Below are 22,921 nucleotides of genomic sequence, written 5' to 3'. Positions count from 1 at the left end.
AGAGTTACAGCAAACCGGCGCTTTTTAATGCGTTTTCCACTACCGGACGGGCAGCATCTGTTAACGGCGTCATAGGCAGACGCAGTGTATCGGTTGCCATCAACCCCAGTGCCTTACAGGCCCATTTCACCGGGATTGGGTTTGCTTCTACAAACAAATGCTGATGCAACGGCATCAAGCGCTGATTTAAGCGACGCGCTTCGGCAAAATTGCCCTGCGCGGCCAGCTCACAAAGTTGTGCCATTTCACGTGCTGCCACGTTGGCCGTCACGGAAATAACCCCTTTGCCGCCGAGTTGCATGAAGTCCAAACCGCTGGCGTCATCGCCGCTCAGCAAAATGAAGTCTTCATCATCAACCAGCACTTGGATCTGGCTAACACGACTTAAGTTCCCTGTTGCTTCTTTAAGAGCAACAATATTCTTTATTTTTGCTAAACGCGCCACGGTTGGCGGCAGCATGTCGCAGCCGGTACGTGAAGGCACGTTATAGAGAATTTGCGGCAGAGACGTGTGTTCAGCGATGGCTTTAAAATGCTGGAACAGACCTTCCTGAGTCGGGCGGTTATAATAAGGCGTGACGGTAAGACAGCCAACAACACCTGTATTTTCAAAGCGTTGGGTGAGAGAAATCGCTTCCGCGGTGGAATTAGCACCGGTTCCGGCAATAATCGGAATGCGTCCGTCGGACAGTTCCAGCGTTTGCATGACCACGTCACCGTGTTCGTCATGCGTTAATGTCGCTGACTCACCGGTTGTGCCTACGGAAACGATCGCCGCAGTACCACTGGACACATGATAATCAATCAGTTTTTTTAAACTCGCGCGATCGACGGCACCTTTGTCGTCCATCGGCGTAACCAGTGCAACAATACTTCCCGTAAACATTGACCTTCCCCTCCACAAACAGGTCACTCATGGTACTTTTGACACCACTGCAAAAGCAAGCAATCAACGTGTTGTAAGCGCTTGTCCGGCGGTTTTTTTTATGTTTACCTTGGGAATACTCCCAAGCATGACAGGAAGAGCAATTTTGCCGCAGCCACAACAACACTATCTTGTTATCACCGCATTAGGTGCTGACCGCCCCGGTATCGTGAACACCATTACCCGTCAGGTCAGCAGTTGCGGTTGTAATATTGAAGACAGCCGTCTGGCGATGCTCGGTGACGAGTTCACTTTTATCATGTTTCTCTCCGGTAGCTGGAACGCCATCACCCTGATTGAGTCCACCCTGCCGCAAAAAGGCGCAGAACTTGAGCTGTTGATCGTGATGAAACGCACCAGCGCCCACGAACGCCCGCCAATGCCTGCCACCGTGTGGGTCAAGGTTGAAGTCAAAGATTCACCGCATCTGATAGAGCGTTTTACCGACCTGTTTGATACACATCAGATGAACATCGCCGAGCTGGCCTCGAAAACCCGCTCGGCCGATGGCGTTAATCCGGCGCAGTTGTCTATACAGATCACCGCCCACAGCCCTGCTAACACCGACGCAACAATTATTGAACAAGCTTTCCATCAGCTATGTACAGAACTGAATGCGCAAGGCAGTATTAATGTCGTGAGCAACACTCAGCATGAAGACAATTGACGGAGATATAAAATGAGCCCACTGAAAGCCGGTGATCCTGCGCCGCAATTTAGTTTGCCCGATCAGGACGGCGAACAGATTAGTCTGGCCGACTTCCAGGGACAACGAGTCCTGGTCTATTTCTACCCGAAGGCCATGACACCCGGTTGTACCGTTCAGGCCTGCGGTCTGCGTGACAATATGGACCAGTTGAAAGAAGCCGGTGTAGAAGTGCTGGGGATCAGCACCGATAAACCAGAAAAGCTGTCTAAATTTGCTGAAAAAGAGCTGCTGAACTTCACGCTATTGTCCGACGAAGATCACAAGGTCTGCGAACAGTTTGGTGTCTGGGGCGAGAAAAGCTTCATGGGTAAAACCTATGACGGCATCCACCGCATCAGTTTCCTGCTTGATGGTAACGGCAAGGTTGAGAAAGTGTTCGACGATTTCAAAACCAGCAATCACCACGACATCGTCATGGCTTATCTCAACGAGAAATAAGCCTTAGCGACCAATGCATGAGATGAAAAAAAAGCGCAGATGCGCTTTTTTTATTTGTTCCAGCTGACCAAAATGACGCCCTAAGGCGTCTCGTTGAGCAGTTCATCAGGCCAGACATGTACTACGGCTTTGACCAGCGTTGCCAGCGGGATCGCAAAGAACACGCCCCAGAATCCCCACAACCCGCCGAAGATCACCACGGAAAGAATAATCACCAGCGGGTGTAAATTCACCGCCTCCGAGAACAGCAGTGGGACAATCACGTTGCCATCTAGCCCCTGCACGACCAGATACGCCACAAACAGCGTCCAGAAGTCTGCGCCCATGCCCCACTGGAACAGCGCCACCACCACCACCGGAATGGTCACCAGCATGGCGCCGATGTACGGGATCAGCACCGACAGGCCGACCAGCACCGCCAGCAGCAGCGAGTAGCGCATATCCATAATGAAGAACACCAGATAGGTCGCCACGCCAACAATAATCATCTCCAGCACTTTGCCACGGATGTAATTGGTGATTTGCTGGTTCATCTCCTGCCAGACCAGCCCCGCCAGTCCGCGGTCACGCGGCAACACGCGGCGAACCGCGCTGAGCATCTGCTCTTTGTCTTTGAGCAGGAAAAACACCATCATCGGCACCAGAATCAGGTAAATCGCCAGCGTCAACAGGCCCACCAGTGACGCGAGTGAGAATTTCACCAGATTGTCACCCACGCCCGAAAGCTTGGCGCGCAGATTTTCGGCCATCATATCGATGATCCCGGCATCCACCAGCGCAGGATAACGCTTCGGCAGGGTGGCGGCAAAATCGTAAAAGCGGTTAAGCATACTGGGCAAGTCAGCCATCAGGTTGATGCCCTGCTGCCAGGTGACCGGCGCGATAACAAACACCGCCAGCATCACGACACCGGCAAAGATCAGCAGCACGACACTGGTCGCCAGCGTGCGGGACAACCCCAGATGTTGCAGCCTGGCTACCGGCCATTCGAGCAAATAGGCCAGTACAATCGCGACCAGTAGCGGGGCGAGAATACCGTTGAGGAAATAGAGGATACAAAAACCTGCGACCAGAATCGCCAAAAGGGCGATGGCCTGTGGATCGGTGAAACGTCGGCGGTACCATTGTAATAACATCTCTAACATCGGATATCGCTCCTGTTAAGATCCATGTGTAACGGGTCAGCACAGAGTTTGCCTGCGTCCCTGCTCCAGAGATAGAGTAACTTTTTACTGAATCTGTTGTCACAGAGGGTGACGATTAAGTACTTCAACATTTTCTGACATAGCTACTATTAAGTATCAGAAAAATAGCAAAGAATGTGCCTGCGCAAGAGTGTACTGGAGTCCGTTTCACGGAAGAAGAACTCTTATGGCTGTTTACGTCAGAGTGATCAACTATTCATTGGGAATGGCTTAATTATGGCAATGCGGTTTAACAAAACGCTGACCGCCCTGTTGATGGGCACCCTGTTGACAGGGACACTGGCGCCCGCCTTCGCGGATGACAGCAGTTACTGGACTACGCCCATTGCGTCCTCCAATCCAAACAAACCGGTGATCGCCGATCAGTTACCTGATATGGGCACCACGGCCGGGGGCACGCTGAGTATCGCTCAGGAAATGCAGATGGGCGATTTCTACGTTCGTCAGATGCGCGCCAGCACACCACTGATTAACGATCCTCTGCTTAATAATTACATCAATGAACTCGGTCAGCGGCTGGTGGCGAGCGCTTACTCAGTGAGAACACCTTTCCACTTTTTCATCGTCAATAATGATGAACTGAACGCCTTCGCCTTCTTTGGCGGCAACGTGGTGCTGCACTCCGCCCTGTTCCGCTACACCGACAATGAGAGCCAGCTGGCCTCGGTCATGGCGCACGAAATCTCGCACGTAACCCAGCGCCATCTGGCGCGTGCGATGGAAGATCAACAAAAGAGCGCCCCGCTGACTTGGGTGGGTGCCCTCGGTTCTATTCTGCTGGCAATGGCCAGCCCGCAGGCCGGTATGGCCGCGCTGACCGGTACCCTCGCCGGAACCCAGCAGAATATGATCAGCTTTACGCAAGGTAACGAGCAGGAAGCTGACCGTATAGGCATTCAGGTATTGCAGCGCGCCGGTTTTGACCCGCAGGCAATGCCCGCTTTCCTGCAAAAATTAGCGGACCTGTCGAGTTACTCGAGCAAGCCGCCGGAAATGTTGCTGACGCACCCCCTGCCTGACAGCCGCCTGGCTGATATCCGCAACCGCGCTAACCAGATGTCTCATCCGACGGTGCATTCGTCGCAGAGTTTCCTGTTAGCCAAGGTGCGAATCCTGGGCATGTACGGTTCGGAATCCTATCCGCTGAGTGATGACTATCTGCACCAGTTGAGTAACGGCAATATTCGCGAGCAGTTAGCGGCAAAATACGGGCAGGCGCTGCAATTCTATAAAGCCAAAAAATTCGAACAGGCACGCGCTATTCTGGACCCATTACTGGCGAAAGATCCGGATAACGACTGGCTTCTCGATCTCTCCACCGACGTCGACATTGACCAGAAACATACGCCACAGGCCATCGCCCGGCTGGAAAAAGCCAACGCAGAGACCAGTAAAAATCCGGTGCTGTTGCTCAACCTGGCTAATGCCTACGTAGAAGGCGGCCAGCCCGCTAACGCCAGCCGCATCCTCAACCGCTATACTTTCACATACCCTAATGATCCCAATGGCTGGGATTTATTGTCTCAGGCCAATGCTGCTCAGGGTCTGCGTGCTCAGGAACTGGCAGCACGTGCCGAAAGCATGGCGCTGGTCGGCCGTCTGGATCAGGCGATTGAACTGTTGAGCAACGCCAGCGCGCTGCAAAAATTGGGCAGTCTGGAACAGGCCCGCTACGACGCACGCATTGATCAGTTACGCCAGTTGCAAAGGCGTTTCCGTCAATATCAGAAAGGTTAAGCCTTTCAGGAATCAGAGGAGATGAACATGCCACATCATGATGTCGCGATTTACCACAATCCACGCTGCAGCAAGAGCCGTGAAACGCTGAAGTTACTGGAAAATAAAGGGCTGAAGCCTGACGTGATCTTGTATCTGGAAACGCCACCCTCACCTGACACGCTGAAAGAACTGGTCAGCAAGCTGGGATTCAGTTCAGCGCGTGAACTGATGCGCAAAGGCGAAGAGATTTACAAAGAGCTGAATCTGGCCGATCCGGCGATGAACGAGCAGCAATTGCTGCAGGCGCTGTCCGATCATCCACGCCTGATAGAACGCCCGATCGTGCTGGCTAAGGGCAAAGCGCGTCTGGGCCGTCCGCCAGAGCAGGTGCTGGATATTTTGTAAACGCGGGAAAGCCTGTGGCTGACGCTACAGGCTGAGAATATCTTTTACGAAGGGAATAGTGAGTTTGCGCTGCGCCGTGATCGACGCCCGATCCAGCTGATCCAGCGTGGTAAATAACGTGCGCATCTCGCGATCCAGACGCTTCAACAGGAAGCGCCCGACGTCTTCCGGCAGTTCAAAACCGCGCAGTTTCGCCCGCAGCTGGAGTGCCTGAAGTTTTTCTTCGTCGGACAATGGCTGAAGTTTGTAGATTTGCCCCCAGTCTAACCGTGAAGCAAGATCCGGCAGGCTGAGATTCAGCTGGCGCGGCGGGCGATCGCCGGTGATAAACAGCCGCGTACGGCCGGTTTCCAAAATACGGTTATACAGATGGAACACCGCCGCTTCCCACTCATCATCCCCGGCAATGCCTTCGATGTTGTCAATGCAAACCAGCGCCAGATGCTCCATGCCGTCCAGCACTTCCGGAACAAAATAAGCCCTCTTATCCAGCGGCACATAACCGACGGCCTCACCGCGTTGAGAAAGCTCCGCACAGGCCGCGTGCAGCAAGTGGCTGCGACCACCGCCTTCACGTGACCAGAAATAGATATAGGTGCCATGCTCCTGATGCAGCGCCGTCTGAATCGCAGAGAGCAGAGAGGGGTTCTCACCCGAATAAAAACTGGCAAAAGTTTCATCATCAGGAAGATAGAGTGGCAGGGAAAGTTGTGCCGGCGTATTCAGAAGCACCTCAACCAATACGGCATGAAAACCGCGAATGTTGTTATCAACAAAAAGTTGTTATCTCAGCTGTTATCTAAACGGATATGTACGGCCAGAATTCTAGCATAAGATCCAGCCGGAATTGAACTGCGTGCCGTACAACCGCTTGCTAACCGAACGAACCGCCGCAGCGTGATCCTCTGCGGCGGGGTTTCGTGCATCAGGATCAGACTGGCGGATTTTCCCGCTCGTCCTCAATGTCGATGATCTCTTCTTCGCCGCGCACCATTTCGATCACTTTAAACAGCAGGCTGAGGAAGATACCCACGATGGTCGCCAGCGCCATGCCTTTCAGCTCAGCCGCGCCGATGTGAATTTTCGCGCCACTGACGCCAATGATCAAAATCACCGCGGTCAGGATCAGGTTCTGCGCTTTGTTGTAATCCACTTTGGATTCAATCAGCACACGGATGCCTGATGCGCCAATCACCCCGTAGAGCAGCAGGGACACACCGCCCATCACCGGCACAGGCACGGCCTGAATCGCCGCCGCCAGCTTACCGACGCAGGAGAGCATAATAGCCAGAATGGCCGCACCGCCGATCACCCAGGTGCTGTACACCTTGGTGATGGCCATGACGCCGATGTTTTCGCCATAGGTGGTATTGGGCGTTGAGCCGAAGAAACCTGATAATACCGTGGACAATCCGTTCGCCAGCATAGAGCGATGCAGGCCGGGGTCTTTCAGCAGATCTTTTTTCACAATGTTGGCCGTTACCACCAGATGGCCGACATGCTCGGCGATCACCACCAGCGCCGCAGGCAGAATGGTCAGGATCGCTACCCATTCGAAGCGCGGAGTGTAGAAGGTCGGCAATGCAAACCAGTGTGCCTGCGCGATGGGTGTGGTATCGACCACGCCCATAAAGAACGACAACGTATAACCGACCAGCACGCCGATCAAAATCGGGATGATGGCCAGGAAACCGCGGAACAGCACCGACCCGAGCACGGTAACGCCGAGCGTCACCATCGAAATGGTGATGGTGGTGGAATCCACCGACACGCCGTCAGCCGGTAACAGCCCGGCCATGTTGGCCGCTACGCCCGCCAGCTCCAGTCCGATAACGGCCACAATCGCGCCCATCGCCGCCGGTGGGAACATCACGTTGATCCAGCCGATACCGGCTTTTTTCACAATCAGCGCTACGAGACAAAACAGCAATCCGCAGACGATAAATCCGCCGAGCGCCGCTTCATAACCCATCGGCAACAGCAGCAGTACCGGCGAGATAAAGGCAAAACTCGATCCCAGATAGGCCGGGATTTTGCCTTTACAGATGTAGAGATACAATAAGGTGCCAATGCCGTTGAACAGCAACACTGTGGCCGGATTGATTTTGAACAAAATAGGCACCAGCACCGTGGCGCCAAACATGGCGAACAGGTGCTGCAAGCTCAGGGGGATAGTTTGCAGGAGCGGCAGGCGCTCGCTTACCCCGATGACACGACGGGTCATGGATTGATCCTCTGTGAAGTGATGTTGAAGTATGACCAGTAAAAAAAATTCAAAAAAAAGCCGACTTCTCAGTCGGCTATTGCTTGCTGCTTATTTCGTACCAAATATCTTATCGCCCGCATCCCCGAGCCCCGGCATGATGTAGCCGTGCTCGTTAAGTCCGTGGTCGATAGAGGCGGTGTAGAGCTCAACGTCAGGATGCGCTTTCTCCAGCGCGGCGATGCCTTCTGGTGCAGCCACCAGCACCAGCACTTTAATGCTCTGGCAGCCGGCTTTTTTCAGCAGGTCGATGGTAGCAATCATAGAACCACCGGTCGCCAGCATCGGGTCAACCACCAGCGCCAGACGTTCTTCGATATTGGAAACCAGTTTCTGGAAGTACGGCACAGGCTGCAGGGTTTCTTCATCGCGATAGACGCCGACCACGCTGATGCGTGCGCTTGGCACGTGCTCCAGTACACCTTCCATCATACCCAGACCTGCACGCAGGATCGGCACAACGGTAATTTTCTTGCCCTTGATCTGGTCGATTTCAACCGGACCGCACCAGCCTTCGATAGTCACTTTCTCAGTTTCTAAATCAGCGGTCGCTTCATACGTCAGCAGACTTCCCACCTCAGAAGCCAGTTCGCGAAAACGTTTCGTGCTGATGTCATTTTCACGCATCAGGCCCAGCTTGTGTCTCACCAGCGGGTGTTTCACCTCGACGATCTTCATTTTTTATTCTCCTAAGGTGGTTGAGCTGCAAAAAAAAATCGCGAGATTATAACGCCTTTTTTTTTGAACGCCACCGCGATTAACTTGATCGGCATCAATAGAATACTGATAAAGAGTATAGTCAGGAGAATGATCAACACACCGCACAAGCTCCTCGCAAACGTTTGCCTGGGCTGTTAGAATTGCCGCGCTTCATTTCAACCACCAACCGCAAACCGTCGTGGGGATTTCGCAGTGACCGACAAAACCTCTCTCAGCTATAAAGACGCAGGTGTGGATATCGATGCCGGCAACGCATTGGTAGACCGTATCAAAGGTGTAGTTAAACAGACTCGTCGTCCGGAAGTGATGGGTGGATTGGGTGGTTTTGGCGCCCTGTGCGCGCTACCGCAAAAATATCGTGAACCTGTGCTGGTTTCGGGAACCGACGGCGTTGGCACCAAGCTGCGTCTGGCGATGGACCTGAAACGCCACGACACCATCGGCATTGATCTGGTCGCCATGTGTGTCAATGATCTGATTGTTCAGGGTGCAGAACCGCTGTTCTTCCTCGACTATTACGCCACCGGTAAACTCGACGTCGACATCGCCGCCAGTGTTATCACCGGTATCGCCGAAGGCTGTAAGCAGTCTGGTTGCGCGTTAGTGGGTGGTGAGACCGCTGAAATGCCGGGTATGTATCACGGCGAAGATTACGACGTGGCCGGTTTTTGCGTCGGCGTGGTCGAAAAATCAGAAATTATCGACGGCAGTAAAGTGGCTGACGGTGACGTAGTGATTGCCCTGGCCGCCAGCGGCCCGCATTCCAACGGCTATTCGCTGGTGCGCAAAATTCTGGAAGTCAGCAACACCAATCCGGAAACCACCGATCTGGCGGGCAAATCTCTGGCCGATCACCTGCTGGCACCGACCAAAATTTACGTAAAATCCATCCTCAAGCTGATCGAAACTGTCGACGTTCACGGCATCGTTCACCTGACCGGTGGCGGCTTCTGGGAAAATATTCCGCGTGTTCTGCCGGAAAACACTCAGGTCATCATTGATGAAGCCAGCTGGCAGTGGCCGGACGTCTTTACCTGGCTGCAAACCACCGGTAACGTCAGCCGTCACGAAATGTACCGCACTTTCAACTGTGGCGTCGGTATGTTGGTTGCATTGCCTGCCGAACGGGCAGACGAGGCCGTTGCCCTGCTCAATGCCAACGGTGAAAAAGCGTGGAAAATCGGCAGGATTAAAGAGTCTGACTCTGCAGAACGCGTTATCATTAAGTAACTTTGGCTAAAGATGGGTGTTGAGATGAAAAGGATTGTGGTTCTGGTGTCCGGCGAAGGGAGTAATCTCCAGGCGCTGATCGATGCCTGCCAGCAGGGACGAGTTTATGCGAAACTCAGCGCCGTCTTCAGTAATAAAGCGTCAGCGTTCGGACTGGAGCGTGCCCAATCAGCCAATATTCCGGCACACGCGCTTGATGTGAAATCCTATGCAGACCGAGCGGCGTTTGACGTCGCTCTGGCTGATGCCATCGATGCTTACAACCCCGATCTGGTGGTTCTGGCCGGTTACATGCGTATTCTCAGCGCCGACTTCGTCCAGCGGTTCGCGGGCCGGATGCTGAATATCCACCCTTCCCTGCTGCCAAAATATCCCGGTTTACACACTCACCGTCAGGCGATTGAAAATCAAGATGAAGCACACGGCACCTCGGTTCACTTTGTGACAGAGCAGCTCGACGGCGGACCGGTTATTTTACAGGCCAGGGTCCCGGTATTTAGCGATGACACCGAGCAGGACTTGATAGAGCGCGTGCAAACGCAGGAACACAGCATCTATCCGCTGGTGATCAGCTGGTTTGTGGATGGCCGCTTAGAGCTAAAAAACGGTCAGGCGTTTCTCGATGGAAATCCTTTGCCGGAGCAGGGTTACGCAGCAGATTAAACCGGATTATAGCGATGATTTCACTACAAACCGGCCACGTGCCGGTTTTTTGTTTTAATTCGTTTACGTTTGTTTACATGCTCACCGCTATAATGATCCAGTTGGTACACGTTTTAATGTCGTTTGTGTACCCACCTTTTCTTAAAACAGGACTGTTTTAAAGAGCCTAGTTTCTAAAAAGTATCCGAATAAAACGACCTTTCGGGAAAAATTTATGTCTAGCAATACCCGCGTCCGATTACGTCCACTGGAAAAAGACGATCTGACGTTTGTACACCGCCTCGATAACAACGCCAGCATTATGCGTTATTGGTTCGAAGAGCCTTATGAAGCCTTTGTCGAACTGACTGACCTCTACCACAAACATATTCACGACCAGAGCGAACGCCGCTTTATCATTGAATTTGAAGGTGGGCCGGTTGGCCTGGTCGAGTTGGTGGAAATCAACCACATCCACCGCCGTGCGGAATTCCAAATCATCATCGACCCGTCCCATCAGGGTAAAGGCTTTGCCGGTGACGCCGTCAGGCTGGCGATGGACTACGCCTTCTCAGTTCTTAACCTCTATAAGCTCTATTTAATCGTCGATAAAGAGAACAAAAAGGCGATCCATATTTACAGCAAATTAGGATTCGAGCTCGAAGGGGAATTGAAGCAGGAGTTCTTCGTTAACGGGGAATATCGCAGCGCCATCCGGATGTGTATTTTCCAGCCGCAATTTTTGGCGAAGTACAAAACCAAACCGGCTGAAGCCAAACGCGTTGATCCCATCGGCGCAGGCGTAGTGTAAACCCATAAAATCTCAGCTTCCGTCTCTTGCGAATAGTTGAGAAAATACGGGTGAACAGGATTTAACCTGTTCACCCGTAAGACTTTTCTCGTCCCTTTCCCCTTCTTTTCCAGAGCATTTTTATCCATCTTCTCAAACCTCTGCTTTATGTTGGACATTCCTGTCAATCTTTCGCAATATTGTTCATAGACACTAAGCCCCTCTCTCTCCGAGATTTCCATCAGAGATATGTCGAGAACATTGCAGGTAAAGCCAACACGCCTGCAAATTGAAGTGTGACGGGTATAAATGAATGGGGTTTAAATGGGTCAGGAAAAGCTATACATAGAAAAAGAACTGAGCTGGCTGTCCTTCAATGAACGCGTGTTGCAGGAAGCAGCAGACAAGAGCAATCCCCTGATTGAACGCATGAGATTTTTGGGCATCTATTCCAATAATCTGGATGAGTTTTACAAAGTCCGCTTTGCCGATCTGAAGCGCCGGATCTTAATCAGCGAAGAACAGGGATTCATTGGCGCATCACGCCATTTGTTGAAAAAAATTCAGGCCAAAGTCCTGCAAATAGATCAGGAGTTTGACGGTCTCTACAACGACCTGCTGCTGGAGATGGCACGTAACCAGATATTCCTGATCAACGAGCGCCAGGTTTCTGAAAATCAGCAAAACTGGCTGCGCCAGTACTTTAAACACCATTTACGCCAGTTCATCACCCCGATTCTGATTAACCGCGACACCAATCTGGTGCAGTTCCTCAAAGACGATTACACCTATCTGGCGGTCGAAATTATCCGCGGTGAGGAGATCCACTACGCGCTGCTGGAAATTCCATCAGACAAAGTACCGCGCTTTGTTAATCTTCCCCCGGAAGCGCCACGCCGCCGTAAGCCCATGATTCTCTTAGATAACATCCTGCGCTATTGTCTGGATGATATCTTCAAAGGCTTCTTTGATTACGACACGCTCAATGCTTATTCGATGAAAATGACCCGTGACGCCGAATATGATCTGGTCACCGAAATGGAATCGAGCCTGCTGGAACTGATGTCCTCCAGCCTCAAACAACGCTTAACGGCAGAACCGGTGCGGTTTGTCTATCAGCGTGATATGCCGGATGACATGGTGGAGCTACTGCGCGAAAAACTCGGTATCTCCAACTACGATTCAGTGATCCCCGGCGGGCGTTACCACAACTTCAAAGATTTCATTGGTTTCCCGAATGTCGGGAAAGCCAATCTGGTGAACCGCCCGTTGCCGCGCCTGCGCCATCTGTGGTTCGACAAATTCCGCAACGGCTTTGCTGCGATCCGCGAGCAGGACGTTCTGCTGTACTACCCGTATTACACTTTTGAGCACGTGCTCGAACTGCTGCGTCAGGCATCGTTCGACCCGAACGTCCTGTCGATTAAAATCAATATTTACCGCGTGGCGAAAGACTCGCGCATCATTGAATCGATGATCCACGCCGCCCATAACGGTAAAAAAGTCACCGTCGTGGTTGAATTGCAGGCGCGTTTCGATGAAGAGGCCAATATCCATTGGGCCAAGCGTCTGACCGAGGCCGGTGTGCATGTAATCTTCTCGGCCCCTGGTCTGAAAATTCACGCCAAATTGTTTCTTATCTCACGCCGCGAAGGTGACGAAATTGTCCGCTATGCTCATATAGGGACCGGCAATTTCAACGAGAAAACAGCCCGCCTTTACACCGACTATTCCTTGCTGACCGCCGACAGCCGCATCACCAATGAAGTTCGCCGGGTCTTCAATTTTATTGAAAACCCATACCGGCCAGTTACCTTCGAACATCTGATGGTGTCACCGCAGAACTCCAGAAGCATGCTCTATGGATTGATCGATCAGGAGATTGCCAATGCGCAAGCCGGTATCAAAGGCGCAATCTCGCTAAAAATCAATAACCTGGTGGATAAGGGCCTGATTGACCGTCTTTATGCTGCCTCAAACGTCGGGGTGAAAATCCGCCTGCTGATCCGCGGAATGTGCTCGCTGGTACCGGACCTGCCGGGGGTAAGCGAAAACATTCAGGTAACCAGTATTGTTGACCGCTATTTGGAACATGACCGGGTATATGTATTTGAAAACGGAGGGGATAAAAAAGTATTCCTGTCCTCTGCCGACTGGATGACCCGTAACATTGATTACCGTATCGAAGTGGCGGTAGCGCTATTGGATCCCAAACTCAAACAACGCGTGCTGGATATCCTGGAGTTGCTGTTCAACGATACGGTGAAAGCCAGATATATTGATAAAGATCTCAGTAATCGTTATGTTCCACGCGGAAATCGTCGTAAGGTGCGCGCGCAATTAGCTATCTACGACTATCTGAAAACGTTTGAGTACGGTAATAACAAACAGCAAAAAGATCAGGCCTGACACTTTGGAGCACCACCTATTATGCCCCTGAAAAACACCATCAATACCAAACCACAGGAAATCGCCGCTATCGACCTTGGGTCGAACAGTTTCCATATGGTGATTGCCCGCGTCGTCAATGGCGCGCTGCAGGTGTTAGGCCGCCTGAAACAACGCGTCCATCTGGCCGATGGCCTGGACAACAACAGTGTCCTGAGCGAAGAGGCTATCCAGCGTGGTCTGGATTGTCTGGCGCTGTTTGCTGAACGCTTGCAGGGCTTTTCGGAAAATAACGTTACGATTGTCGGCACTCATACGCTGCGTCAGGCCGTCAATGCCGAGGAATTCCTCAAACGCGCCGCAGAGGTCATCCCCTATCCCATCGAAATCATTTCCGGTCAGGAAGAAGCCCGACTGATTTTCATGGGTGTTGAACATACGCAGCCGGAAAAAGGCCGCAAGCTGGTGATCGACATCGGTGGTGGCTCGACGGAGCTGGTCATCGGCGAGGATTTCGAGCCATTGCTGGCAGAAAGCCGCCGCATGGGTTGTGTCAGCTTTGCGCAGATGTTTTTCCCGCACGGTGAAATCAGCCGCAGCAATTTTAAACGTGCACAGCTGGCCGCCGCACAAAAGCTCGAAACACTGGCATGGCAGTATCGCCTGCAGGGCTGGCAATATGCGCTGGGTGCATCAGGCAGCATTAAAGCCGCTCATGAAGTGCTGATCGAAATGGGTGAGAAAGATGGCTTAATCACACCGGAACGTCTGGAGACCCTCACCGAAGCTGTACTGAATTTCAAAAGTTTCGACGATCTCGATTTACCGGGGCTGTCGGAAGATCGCCAGTCGGTCTTCGTGCCGGGGCTGGCTATCCTGCGCGGTGTCTTCGACGCGCTGGCAATCAAGGAATTACGCCTCTCTGACGGCGCGCTACGCGAAGGCGTGCTGTATGAGATGGAAGGCCGTTTCCGCCATCAGGACATCCGCACCCGCACGGCGAAAAGTCTGGCAGAACACTACAATATTGATCGCGAACAGGCACGCCGCGTGCTGGAAACCACTGAACTGCTGTACGCCCAGTGGCTGGCGCAAAACAGCAAGCTGGTTCAGCCTCAGCTGGAGTCGTTGCTAAAATTTGGTGCCATGCTGCATGAAGTGGGTCTGAGTATTAACCACAGCGGTATGCACCGCCATTCGGCCTATATTCTGCAAAATACCAACCTGCCGGGATTCAATCAGGAGCAGCAAACGCTGCTGGCGACGCTGGTACGCTTCCACCGTAAAGCCGTGAAGCTCGAAGAGTTACCTCGCCTGAACCTGTTTAAGAAAAAGCATTATCTTCCGATGGTGCAGCTGCTGCGTCTGGGGGCTCTGCTCAATAACCAACGTCAGTCGACCACCACGCCGGAAACCCTGCGTCTGCATACCGATGATAACCACTGGACGCTGCGCTTCCCTGCCGGTTATCTGGCGCAGAACAACCTGGTGCAGCTCGACTTCGAGCGTGAGCAAAGTTATTGGGATGACGTCACCGGCTGGAAGCTGATGATAGAAGAAGAAGATCCTGAGCAGGATGCTTCTGCTGAATAGTCCGTTAAACAGTAAAAAATTAAAAAACCCTCTGCGTGAGGGTTTTTTATTGCGCCGCGGTGGGGATGCTCAGTGAAAACTTTACTCCAGGCTGGGGACCTGATGTGAAATCAGGGTGATCAGGGGTTCTGGTTTGCCAATCAGGTAGCCTTGCATGTAATCCACACCCTGAGCACGCAGTGCGTTACGCTGCTCTTCGGTTTCCACATACTCCGCTACAATCGACAGATGTTTCATCCGCGCTACCTGACAGATAGACTGCACGATATACGCGTCCAGCGGATCCGTCAGCATATTGCGCACAAAACTGCCGTCTATTTTCAGGATATCGGCCTGAATCAGCTTAAGGCGATCGTAGCTGGCGTAGCCGGTGCCAAAATCGTCAATGGCGATACGGCAGCCGTAGTTGCGCAGGTCACGCATTGAGTAATCGGCGTATTTCACATTGTGCAGCAGATGGGATTCCGTCACTTCCAGCACGATCTGGTACGGCTCCACCTGATACTCCACCATCAGCGCTTTAAATTGCGAACTGAACGCCGGACGGCAGAGGGTCGAAGGCGAGAAATTTACCGCGAAGCGCGCACTTGGCAATTTTTCGCGGTGCTCATGAATAAACATCAGCGTGTGTTTGAGCACCCACATATCCAATTGATAGGCCAGACCGAATTCATGCACAACCGGCAGGAATTTATCCGGTGACATCAGGTCGCCACTTTCATCCAGCATCCGCAACAGAATTTCGTGATAGCTATCGCCACGTACGCCCGCAATAGGCTGCGCCATAAGAATAAAGCGATCTTCATCCAGCGCGCGCTGGACTTTATGCAGCATCTCGACTTTACCTTTAATCTCCTTTTGCACCTGACTATGATCGCTTTTATTCGATTCCGGTTTACCGGTCGTCAGCGATACCTCTGCAATACCACTGAGCTCACCTAATAACATGTGCAGATGCTCAACTGGCGGGAAGACGGTGCAATAAGCCAGACCGATGTTTGGATGAAGCGGTAATCCATTCCAGATGAGACGGAAATCATCCACATAATGTTGCAGACGCTCCAGTTTCTCTTCGGTGCCTTCACAGTTCAGACGTAAAACCAGATCATAACCCGGCAGGTGATACACCTTCTCGCCTGCTTGCAGGAAAGGTTTGAGGCCAATAGCCAACTGCTGCTTAAACTGAATACGTAGCTGCATACCGTAGTTACGGCTAAGTACGTCCATTTCAGAAACACGGATAAAACAGAGCAGCGAGCGTGGGTAACGCGATAAATCCCGGTTGAAGGCACGCAAATTCGGCAGGCCGAAAACAGGGTCAAGCAGAGAAGCTGAACGGGTTTTCTGTAGCAACCGGCGCTGGCGGGACGAAATGGCTGACATCATCAGCAGACTGAGGGTAAACACCAGCATCAGTGCCGAGACGAACACCAGATTATGTATAAAGCCGCTTTCACTGATGAAACCCTGATAGTGGCTAAAAAGAATAATCAGTGTAATGGTCCACACGATAGTGATGAAATGATAGCCATAGCGCATCGCGCCAAACAGCAGCACGGGTAACAGCAACGTCAGCGTGTAATCACTGAGCAGGATCTTGGCAACCGGACTACTGATGCCTTGCAAAGACAACATAACGACCATCGTCCCCAGCAGCATAAACCAAAGCACCACTTCTGCCGCTTTCACGCCTGGTGCGCGCTGGCTGCGCATTTTTGCCCGTATTACACGCAGATAGCGGGGTTTACGAATAATGCGCAGCACCAGATACCACAAATGCCCGCTAAGCAGCGTTCCCAGCATCATCGCTTGTAAATTGATGAGCGTACGCAGGGTCATGAAATTACGGGTGACCATCCCCAGATAACCGGGCAACAAATCCAGTTCGACAATAATCTGTAAGATGAAGACAAAGAATACCGACAGAAATACCACCAGCCACAGGATTCGCGGCAACGGCAATCTTAATAAGCCAAACGATGCTGACCAGCGCGTTCCTGACTGAGAACGGTAACCTCCCCAGGCCATCGAGAGCGAAAACAGATAAATCACCGTCAGCAATGCGCCCATTTCGGCGCCGATGCGCAAGTCATAACGGACAAACATGGCCAGAGCAATGCCCGGTAGTGCGCGCCAGTCGAAGACCAACAGCAAGGCGACGCAAACGGCCAGCGGCATATACATCAGATAAGTGCGGCCTTCAGGCAGCATAATGATGGGAGATAACCATGACGACAGGTTAATGAGAACCAATGCACAAAGCACCGGTAAGCCCCACCATTGGCGGCTAAACTCTCGCCAGGATAAATATTTATTCATAAAGTCTGTCATGTTTAATCCGCATGAAGTTCACACAATATCTGCCAGTCAGCGCCAATAGAAAATCAGGCGAACATCACAAGAATAGTCTCACCGGAGGATGTCCAGCGTTCTGCCGGTAACGCCACACAAACAAGAGGGTTTGAAAAGGTCGCGCAGGCATACCACAAAATGCGGCAAAACAATTTTTTCAGTTTTGAGAAATTAAAGATGGATTCTAGTTCGGTCTATATTAAACCATTTGATGGCGATCAAGAAACCGAGCTTTTCATAATTAGCACAAAAGCGTTGTGGAACAAATTCACCTATAGGTTAATAATTACATCTTATATTTCAGGCAAGTAACAATTATAGCTGAATTTCCCGTTTCACGTGCTAAACCCGCGTCATTTCAGTCGGAAAATTCTTACGAAACTTACAGGTATTTCTTACGGATGTCGGCTTTTTCTGGTCGGTCAACTTGATGTGATATATATTGATAATGGTAATGCGAATGGTTTAAGTCATTATTTTAACCTGATTGAACATGGATTTAATAAGCTAAAATAACTATGTCGAGAAAAACCAAGATCAAAATGACAAAGATTGTTTTAACAATCAGCTTCATTATTTTGTTCGGACGCCTCATCTACTCGGCGATCGGCGCCTGGTCTCACCATCAAAATCAAAAGCAGACTCAGGTCGAGCAATCCGAAAAACCGGCTCCCTGATATGATTTTGTGAGAAATGAAAGGATAACGATCCAGCATGTCTGCCACTAAGCATCGGTATCACATACAAAAACTGGCGGATACACGCGGCCGTATTCTGCACCTTTTACTCGACAGCGATGAGCTCGCTGACAGTATTCTTGGCGAGTCCAAAGAGCTCGATGAACCTACGCGCGCCCAACTCATGGACCAGACGGCTGAACTCAGCCAGCTTATTTCCGGGTTGCACGCCGCTGACCTTGCCGACATTTTAGAAGCCCTGCCCCGCCATGAGCGCCTGGCCTTATGGCGGCTGATCGACCCTGCCGACCGCGGCAAAGCGCTGGTAGAAGTCTCCGAAACAGTCTGGGACAGTCTGATTGAAGAGATGAGCGACAGAGATTTGCTGAAAACCATGTCGCTGCTGGACGTGGACGATCAACTCTATCTGGCCGAATACTTACCGCGTGACCTGATGGGCCGCGTACTCACCTCACTGGATCCGCGCCAGCGGGAAAAAGTCCGCGAGGTGATCAAGTTTGGTAAAGATACTGTCGGGCGAATCATGGATTTCGAACTGCTGACGGTGCGTCCGGACGTCACGCTCGGCACCGTTCAGCGCTACCTCCGCTACCGCAAAGCTATCCCAGAAGCCAGTGACAAACTCTTCATCACCGATCGTAAAAATACTCTGCTCGGCGAATTACCACTGACCACCATTCTGCTAAATCCGCCGCATCGTCTGGTATCGGAAGTGATGAATGAAGATCCGACCTGCTTTGAAGCCGACGATAAGGCCGAGGATGCAGCAGGGGCTTTCGAACGTTATGACCTCATCACTGCGCCAGTTATCGACAAAAAAGGCAAGCTGATGGGCCGCCTGACGGTCGAGGAAATTGTCGACTTCGTTAACAATGATACGGACACCAATTTGCGGCGCATGGGGGGGCTCAGCGCGGAAGAGGATGTCTTCTCCCCGGTAAGCAAAGCGGTTCGCAACCGCTGGGCGTGGCTGGCGATCAATCTTTGTACGGCCTTTGTGGCCTCACGGGTCATTGGCCTGTTTGAAGGCACCATTTCACAGTTAGTCGCATTAGCCGCACTGATGCCGATCGTGGCAGGTATTGGCGGAAACACCGGTAATCAAACCATCACCATGATTGTCCGTGCTCTGGCGCTACATCAAGTGCAGGTGGGCAACCTGAAGTTTTTAATTTTCAGGGAACTGGGCGTCGCACTGATCAATGGACTGGTGTGGGGCGGGCTGATGGGTATAGTGACCTGGCTGCTTTATGGTGACTGGGCTATGGGGGCGGTCATGACGCTGGCGATGGTGCTGAATCTGCTGGTCGCCGCCATGATGGGCGTGATTATCCCGCTGACCATGGTACGAATGGGACGCGACCCGGCGGTCGGTGCCAGCGTGATGATCACGGCCATTACTGATACCGGCGGTTTTTTCATTTTCCTGGGTCTGGCGACCATTTTCCTGCTGTAAATCCGCTATTAAGCTAGTCTTTGATTAACCTCTCTTTCAATGTACTGACAAAACGCCGCCCCGAGATGCAGGGGGCGGAATGTTGGCGGCCCATGGTCAATGGAAAAGCCTCCCCACAGGTTTACTTGTAGTCATTCAACATTCGTTATCAATGAATTACTGAGGTAGAATTCATAAAATTCATCAATCCCTGTCGAGATCACGCTTTCCTACTACACTGTCAGGCTACAGCCAGCCAGGCCTCAGACAAATGTTGACTAAAAAAATCGCGCCACAATTAAAACGTCAAACTTTAACGCCATAACAATAACGCCAATGTCTTTCTTTTATGTATCGTTACTCTCGTCCGACGCTGGCCGGATGGAGTCTGAGAAAGGTTTTCACAGTGGAAAAAAACATGCTTCGTCTGTCCGCGCCCTCACCGGTCGCCTGGAAAATGTCACTGGCATTAGCGCTCAGCGTTTGTTTGCTGGCCCTTGCCTGCCTGAAAATCATTCAGCAATCATCGAGCCTCGCCGCCGTCTGGCTGCCTACGGCCTTGCTAATCCCGGTGCTTTTCCATCATCGCTATCGCGACTGGCTGCCCCTTTTCTGCGCCGCCGCGTTGGGGATTGCTGCCGCGCATACGCTGGCGGGCACACCGTTCCTGCACTATTTTCCCTACATTCTCAACAACCTGATTGAGGCCGGGATCTGCGCGCTCTTACTGCGCAAACTGCTTCCGGCTCTGGACCCGCTCTCCGGGCTGGCAAACTGGGTAAAATTCCTGCTGATTGCCGTCGTATTTAGCCCGCTGCTCAGTTCCGTGATCCTGACGCTGTTCATTGTCCACCCGCATTCACCGCAGGAACTGCAACAGCGTTTCGCCACCTGGTTTATCTCCGAAGCCGTCGCTATTTTGTCACTGACGCCGCTGGGTCTTATCTATCAGCGCGGCTATTTACAACAACTGACTCACTCGCGACGCCTGTATGAAATGCTGCTCACGCTGACACTCACTCTGGTGGCAGGCTTTCTGGCGCTGAAATGGCTGCCTTATCCTTTTGCTTTTATTACGATCCCTCTGCTGTGGGCCGCCATCAGGCTGCCCCGTACTGAAGCTTTTTTTATTTTTCTCTGCATGACGCTGATGATTGCCCTGCTGCAAACCCTCGGGGTTATCTCCGTCATACCCCGAGCAAATAGCCTTCAGGAAGGTTTACTGTTCACTCCGCTGCTTTTGATCCTGTTGCCCGCCAATGCGATGGCGATGGCAATGCACGCATTGCGCGTGGAGAAATCCTACATAACCCAAAGTGAAAACCGTTTTCGTAATGCCATGGAGTATTCTGCCATTGGTATGGCGCTGGTCTCACCGCAAGGCAAATGGCTGCAGGTGAATAAAGCGTTGTGTAACCTGCTGGGATATGACGCCAGTTATCTCAAAACGCTGACGTTTCAGGAGATCACCCATCCAGAAGACCTGAGTAAAGATCTGGCCCTGTTGCAGCAATTGCTGGATGGGGAGATTCAGAACTACCAGATGGAGAAACGCTATCTGTGCCGCAGCGGCGAGATGGTCTGGGCGCTGCTGGCCGTATCGCTGGTGCGTGATGACCAGCAAAACCCGGTCTATTTTATTGCTCAAATAGAAGATATCAGCGAGCTGAAGCAGACAGAAGTCACCAATAAACGGCTTTCAGAAGCGCTGCATGAAGAGAAAGAACTGCTGCATATCACGCTCAATGCCATCAACGAAGCCGTAATATCGACTGACCGCAACATGAGTATTACCTTCATGAATCCGGTGGCAGAAAAGATGACCGGCTGGACAGAGCGGCGGGCGCAGGGGAAACCGGTCAGCACAGTGGTACATATCAGCGTCGGCCCAAATGGCCCACTTATCGACAATCTGATGCAGTTTGATATCAACGAAAACCTGCACTCTTCAGTCGACCAGTCTCTGATCCTGCACGGTTATCATACCGGCCAGTTTGACGTGCAACTGGCGGTGTCGCCGCTGCGCACGCTCAAAGATGAACCGATAGGCATCGTACTGGTATTACAAGACGTCAGTAAATCGCGGGAACTGATGCGCCAACTGAGCTACAGCGCTTCGCATGATCTGCTCACCGGTTTATCTAACCGTGGCAGTTTTGAAGACAGTCTGAAAAGTGCACTGCACCTGACGGCAGAAATGCATCAGCATCACACCCTGGCATTTATCGATCTTGATCATTTTAAAGCAGTCAACGACACCGCGGGCCACGCGGCTGGCGACGAATTGTTACGTCAGTTAAGCCATCTGATGCAGGAGCAGATCCGCAACAGTGACAAACTCGCCCGGCTGGGCGGCGATGAATTTGCCCTGATCCTATTTAATTGCCCGCAGGAACAGGGGTTACAGGTCATTCAGCAAATGGTGAGCCGAATCAACGATTTCCAATTTATGTGGAATAACCAGATTTACCGTATCGGCGCCAGCGCCGGCGTCACCCGTATTATCGATGGCTCCGTCAGCGGCAGCGAATACATGGCTCAGGCTGATATCGCCTGCTATACCGCGAAAAATGGCGGGCGCGGGCAGGTCTTCAATTACGAAGCGCGGCAAAAACGCCTGCTCGCTTCCCATACCGCCATTTTCAGGCCCGAAGATATCCACCGGATCCTCGATGAGGATCAGCTGTCGCTACATTGCCGCGCCGCTTCACCGCCTAAAACCCCGCTCTCGGTCTGCTTTTATCAGCTTTCCATGCAGTTTATTGAACCTCGCAACGGTATTCAGCGAGCGGATGTCCTGCTCGAAGCTGCCCGTTTTTACGACATGATGCCGGACGTTGACCGCTGGCTGCTGCGCAAAATCCTGAAGGAGCACGCACAGGGGATCAGCAACAAAGGCATTTGTGTCGCGATCCCGCTCTCCACCGAGGGGTTGTTGCAAGATTCCCTGCGTGAGGAGCTGGTCAGCTTGCTGGACAACACGGTCATGCCACTCCCGTCGGTTAATCTGATGATTGATGACACCGTACTGCTCAAACATAAGCATCTGAGCGCTTTCATTGCTGGACTTAAGCAACGTGGTTGTAAAATTGTGCTACAGAATGTCGGTAAGAATCTCAATGAATTTAATAAACTACCTCAAGGATGTGTAGATTACGTGCAGATCGACCCGACCTTCATGAGCCAGATCCACTACAACCAGATGGATGAAGTACTGGTGACAATTTTGCATGGCAATACGCACCGGATGGCGGCACAAACTCTGGCAGGACCGGCGGATATTAATGAAACGCTGGAGAAGCTCACCAGTATCGGTATCGATCTGGTCGAAGGCGATACCATCGCGCCGTTAACCCCCCTGCACAGCCTGCTCAATACCGGCTATTTCGGCATCCACTGATTTTTGCGA

The 22,921-nt window shown here is 52.0% G+C and carries 18 protein-coding genes; 12 read left to right on the top strand and 6 right to left on the bottom strand.

All coding sequences use genetic code 11. The features are described 5' to 3' along the window. Positions 1–4: 4 nt before the first annotated feature. Entirely contained in the window at positions 5–886 is an 882-nt protein-coding gene (gene dapA / locus ACZRKO_RS01895) for a 4-hydroxy-tetrahydrodipicolinate synthase (protein WP_463735584.1), read from the bottom strand. 127 nt (positions 887–1,013) lie between these two features. On the opposite strand from dapA, the gene ACZRKO_RS01890 reads away from it, so the two are divergent. Continuing rightward, complete coding sequence (locus tag ACZRKO_RS01890; protein WP_463735583.1) at positions 1,014–1,592, top strand: glycine cleavage system transcriptional repressor; 579 nt, start codon at positions 1,014–1,016, stop codon at positions 1,590–1,592. A 12-nt stretch (positions 1,593–1,604) separates the two neighbouring features. Beyond that, positions 1,605–2,072, top strand: a complete 468-nt coding sequence (gene bcp / locus ACZRKO_RS01885) for a thioredoxin-dependent thiol peroxidase (RefSeq protein WP_463735582.1) — start codon at positions 1,605–1,607, stop codon at positions 2,070–2,072. Positions 2,073–2,152: 80 nt separating this feature from the next. Here bcp and ACZRKO_RS01880 read toward each other — a convergent pair whose 3' ends face one another. Then, positions 2,153–3,217, bottom strand: a complete 1,065-nt coding sequence (locus tag ACZRKO_RS01880) for an AI-2E family transporter (protein ID WP_463735581.1) — start codon at positions 3,215–3,217, stop codon at positions 2,153–2,155. A gap of 276 nt (positions 3,218–3,493) precedes the next feature. Here ACZRKO_RS01880 and bepA point away from each other — a divergent pair, with 276 nt between their 5' ends. Further along, entirely contained in the window at positions 3,494–5,014 is a 1,521-nt protein-coding gene (gene bepA, locus ACZRKO_RS01875) for a beta-barrel assembly-enhancing protease (RefSeq protein WP_463735580.1), read from the top strand. Positions 5,015–5,041: 27 nt separating this feature from the next. Further along, a complete protein-coding gene (gene arsC / locus ACZRKO_RS01870) occupies positions 5,042–5,401 on the top strand; it encodes an arsenate reductase (glutaredoxin) (protein ID WP_463735579.1) in 360 nt (119 codons plus the stop codon). Between the two features lie 24 nt (positions 5,402–5,425). Here arsC and hda read toward each other — a convergent pair whose 3' ends face one another. The 3 genes from hda to upp form a co-directional block, all read right to left on the bottom strand. After that, positions 5,426–6,133 (bottom strand): DnaA inactivator Hda, encoded by a 708-nt coding sequence (hda, locus tag ACZRKO_RS01865; protein WP_463735578.1) that lies wholly within the window; start codon positions 6,131–6,133, stop codon positions 5,426–5,428. A gap of 199 nt (positions 6,134–6,332) precedes the next feature. Further along, positions 6,333–7,625, bottom strand: a complete 1,293-nt coding sequence (uraA, locus tag ACZRKO_RS01860) for a uracil permease (protein WP_463735577.1) — start codon at positions 7,623–7,625, stop codon at positions 6,333–6,335. Between the two features lie 90 nt (positions 7,626–7,715). Then, positions 7,716–8,342 (bottom strand): uracil phosphoribosyltransferase, encoded by a 627-nt coding sequence (gene upp / locus ACZRKO_RS01855; protein ID WP_463735576.1) that lies wholly within the window; start codon positions 8,340–8,342, stop codon positions 7,716–7,718. Between the two features lie 234 nt (positions 8,343–8,576). Here upp and purM point away from each other — a divergent pair, with 234 nt between their 5' ends. The 5 genes from purM to ppx all read left to right on the top strand — a co-directional run bounded on the left by purM (position 8,577) and on the right by ppx (position 15,027). Beyond that, positions 8,577–9,614 carry a phosphoribosylformylglycinamidine cyclo-ligase gene (purM, locus tag ACZRKO_RS01850; protein ID WP_463735575.1) on the top strand — a complete coding sequence of 346 codons (1,038 nt, stop codon included), beginning with the start codon at positions 8,577–8,579 and terminating at the stop codon, positions 9,612–9,614. Positions 9,615–9,638: 24 nt separating this feature from the next. Next, positions 9,639–10,277 (top strand): phosphoribosylglycinamide formyltransferase, encoded by a 639-nt coding sequence (gene purN / locus ACZRKO_RS01845; RefSeq protein WP_463735574.1) that lies wholly within the window; start codon positions 9,639–9,641, stop codon positions 10,275–10,277. 214 nt (positions 10,278–10,491) lie between these two features. After that, positions 10,492–11,067 (top strand): spermidine N1-acetyltransferase, encoded by a 576-nt coding sequence (gene speG / locus ACZRKO_RS01840; protein WP_463735573.1) that lies wholly within the window; start codon positions 10,492–10,494, stop codon positions 11,065–11,067. Between the two features lie 303 nt (positions 11,068–11,370). Continuing rightward, the gene (gene ppk1, locus ACZRKO_RS01835; protein WP_463735572.1) at positions 11,371–13,455 is read left to right on the top strand and encodes a polyphosphate kinase 1; all 2,085 of its coding nucleotides are present in this window, start codon (positions 11,371–11,373) and stop codon (positions 13,453–13,455) included. Between the two features lie 21 nt (positions 13,456–13,476). After that, positions 13,477–15,027 carry an exopolyphosphatase gene (gene ppx, locus ACZRKO_RS01830; protein ID WP_463735571.1) on the top strand — a complete coding sequence of 517 codons (1,551 nt, stop codon included), beginning with the start codon at positions 13,477–13,479 and terminating at the stop codon, positions 15,025–15,027. An 81-nt stretch (positions 15,028–15,108) separates the two neighbouring features. Here ppx and ACZRKO_RS01825 read toward each other — a convergent pair whose 3' ends face one another. Next, positions 15,109–17,346 carry an EAL domain-containing protein gene (locus ACZRKO_RS01825; RefSeq protein WP_463735570.1) on the bottom strand — a complete coding sequence of 746 codons (2,238 nt, stop codon included), beginning with the start codon at positions 17,344–17,346 and terminating at the stop codon, positions 15,109–15,111. Between the two features lie 551 nt (positions 17,347–17,897). On the opposite strand from ACZRKO_RS01825, the gene ACZRKO_RS01820 reads away from it, so the two are divergent. The 3 genes from ACZRKO_RS01820 (at position 17,898) to ACZRKO_RS01810 (ending at position 22,912) form a co-directional block, all read left to right on the top strand. After that, positions 17,898–18,056, top strand: a complete 159-nt coding sequence (locus ACZRKO_RS01820) for a YfgG family protein (RefSeq protein ID WP_463735569.1) — start codon at positions 17,898–17,900, stop codon at positions 18,054–18,056. 37 nt (positions 18,057–18,093) lie between these two features. After that, on the top strand, positions 18,094–19,533 hold the full coding sequence (mgtE, locus tag ACZRKO_RS01815; protein WP_463735568.1) for a magnesium transporter: 1,440 nt from the start codon (positions 18,094–18,096) through the stop codon (positions 19,531–19,533). Positions 19,534–19,930: 397 nt separating this feature from the next. Next, entirely contained in the window at positions 19,931–22,912 is a 2,982-nt protein-coding gene (locus ACZRKO_RS01810; protein WP_463735567.1) for a PAS domain S-box protein, read from the top strand. The last annotated feature ends 9 nt before the right edge of the window (positions 22,913–22,921 follow it).

This window comes from Ewingella sp. C233, from assembly GCF_055407225.1.
Note: the sequence above shows the minus strand (reverse complement) of the source record. Positions and strands in the feature narration are given on the sequence as shown.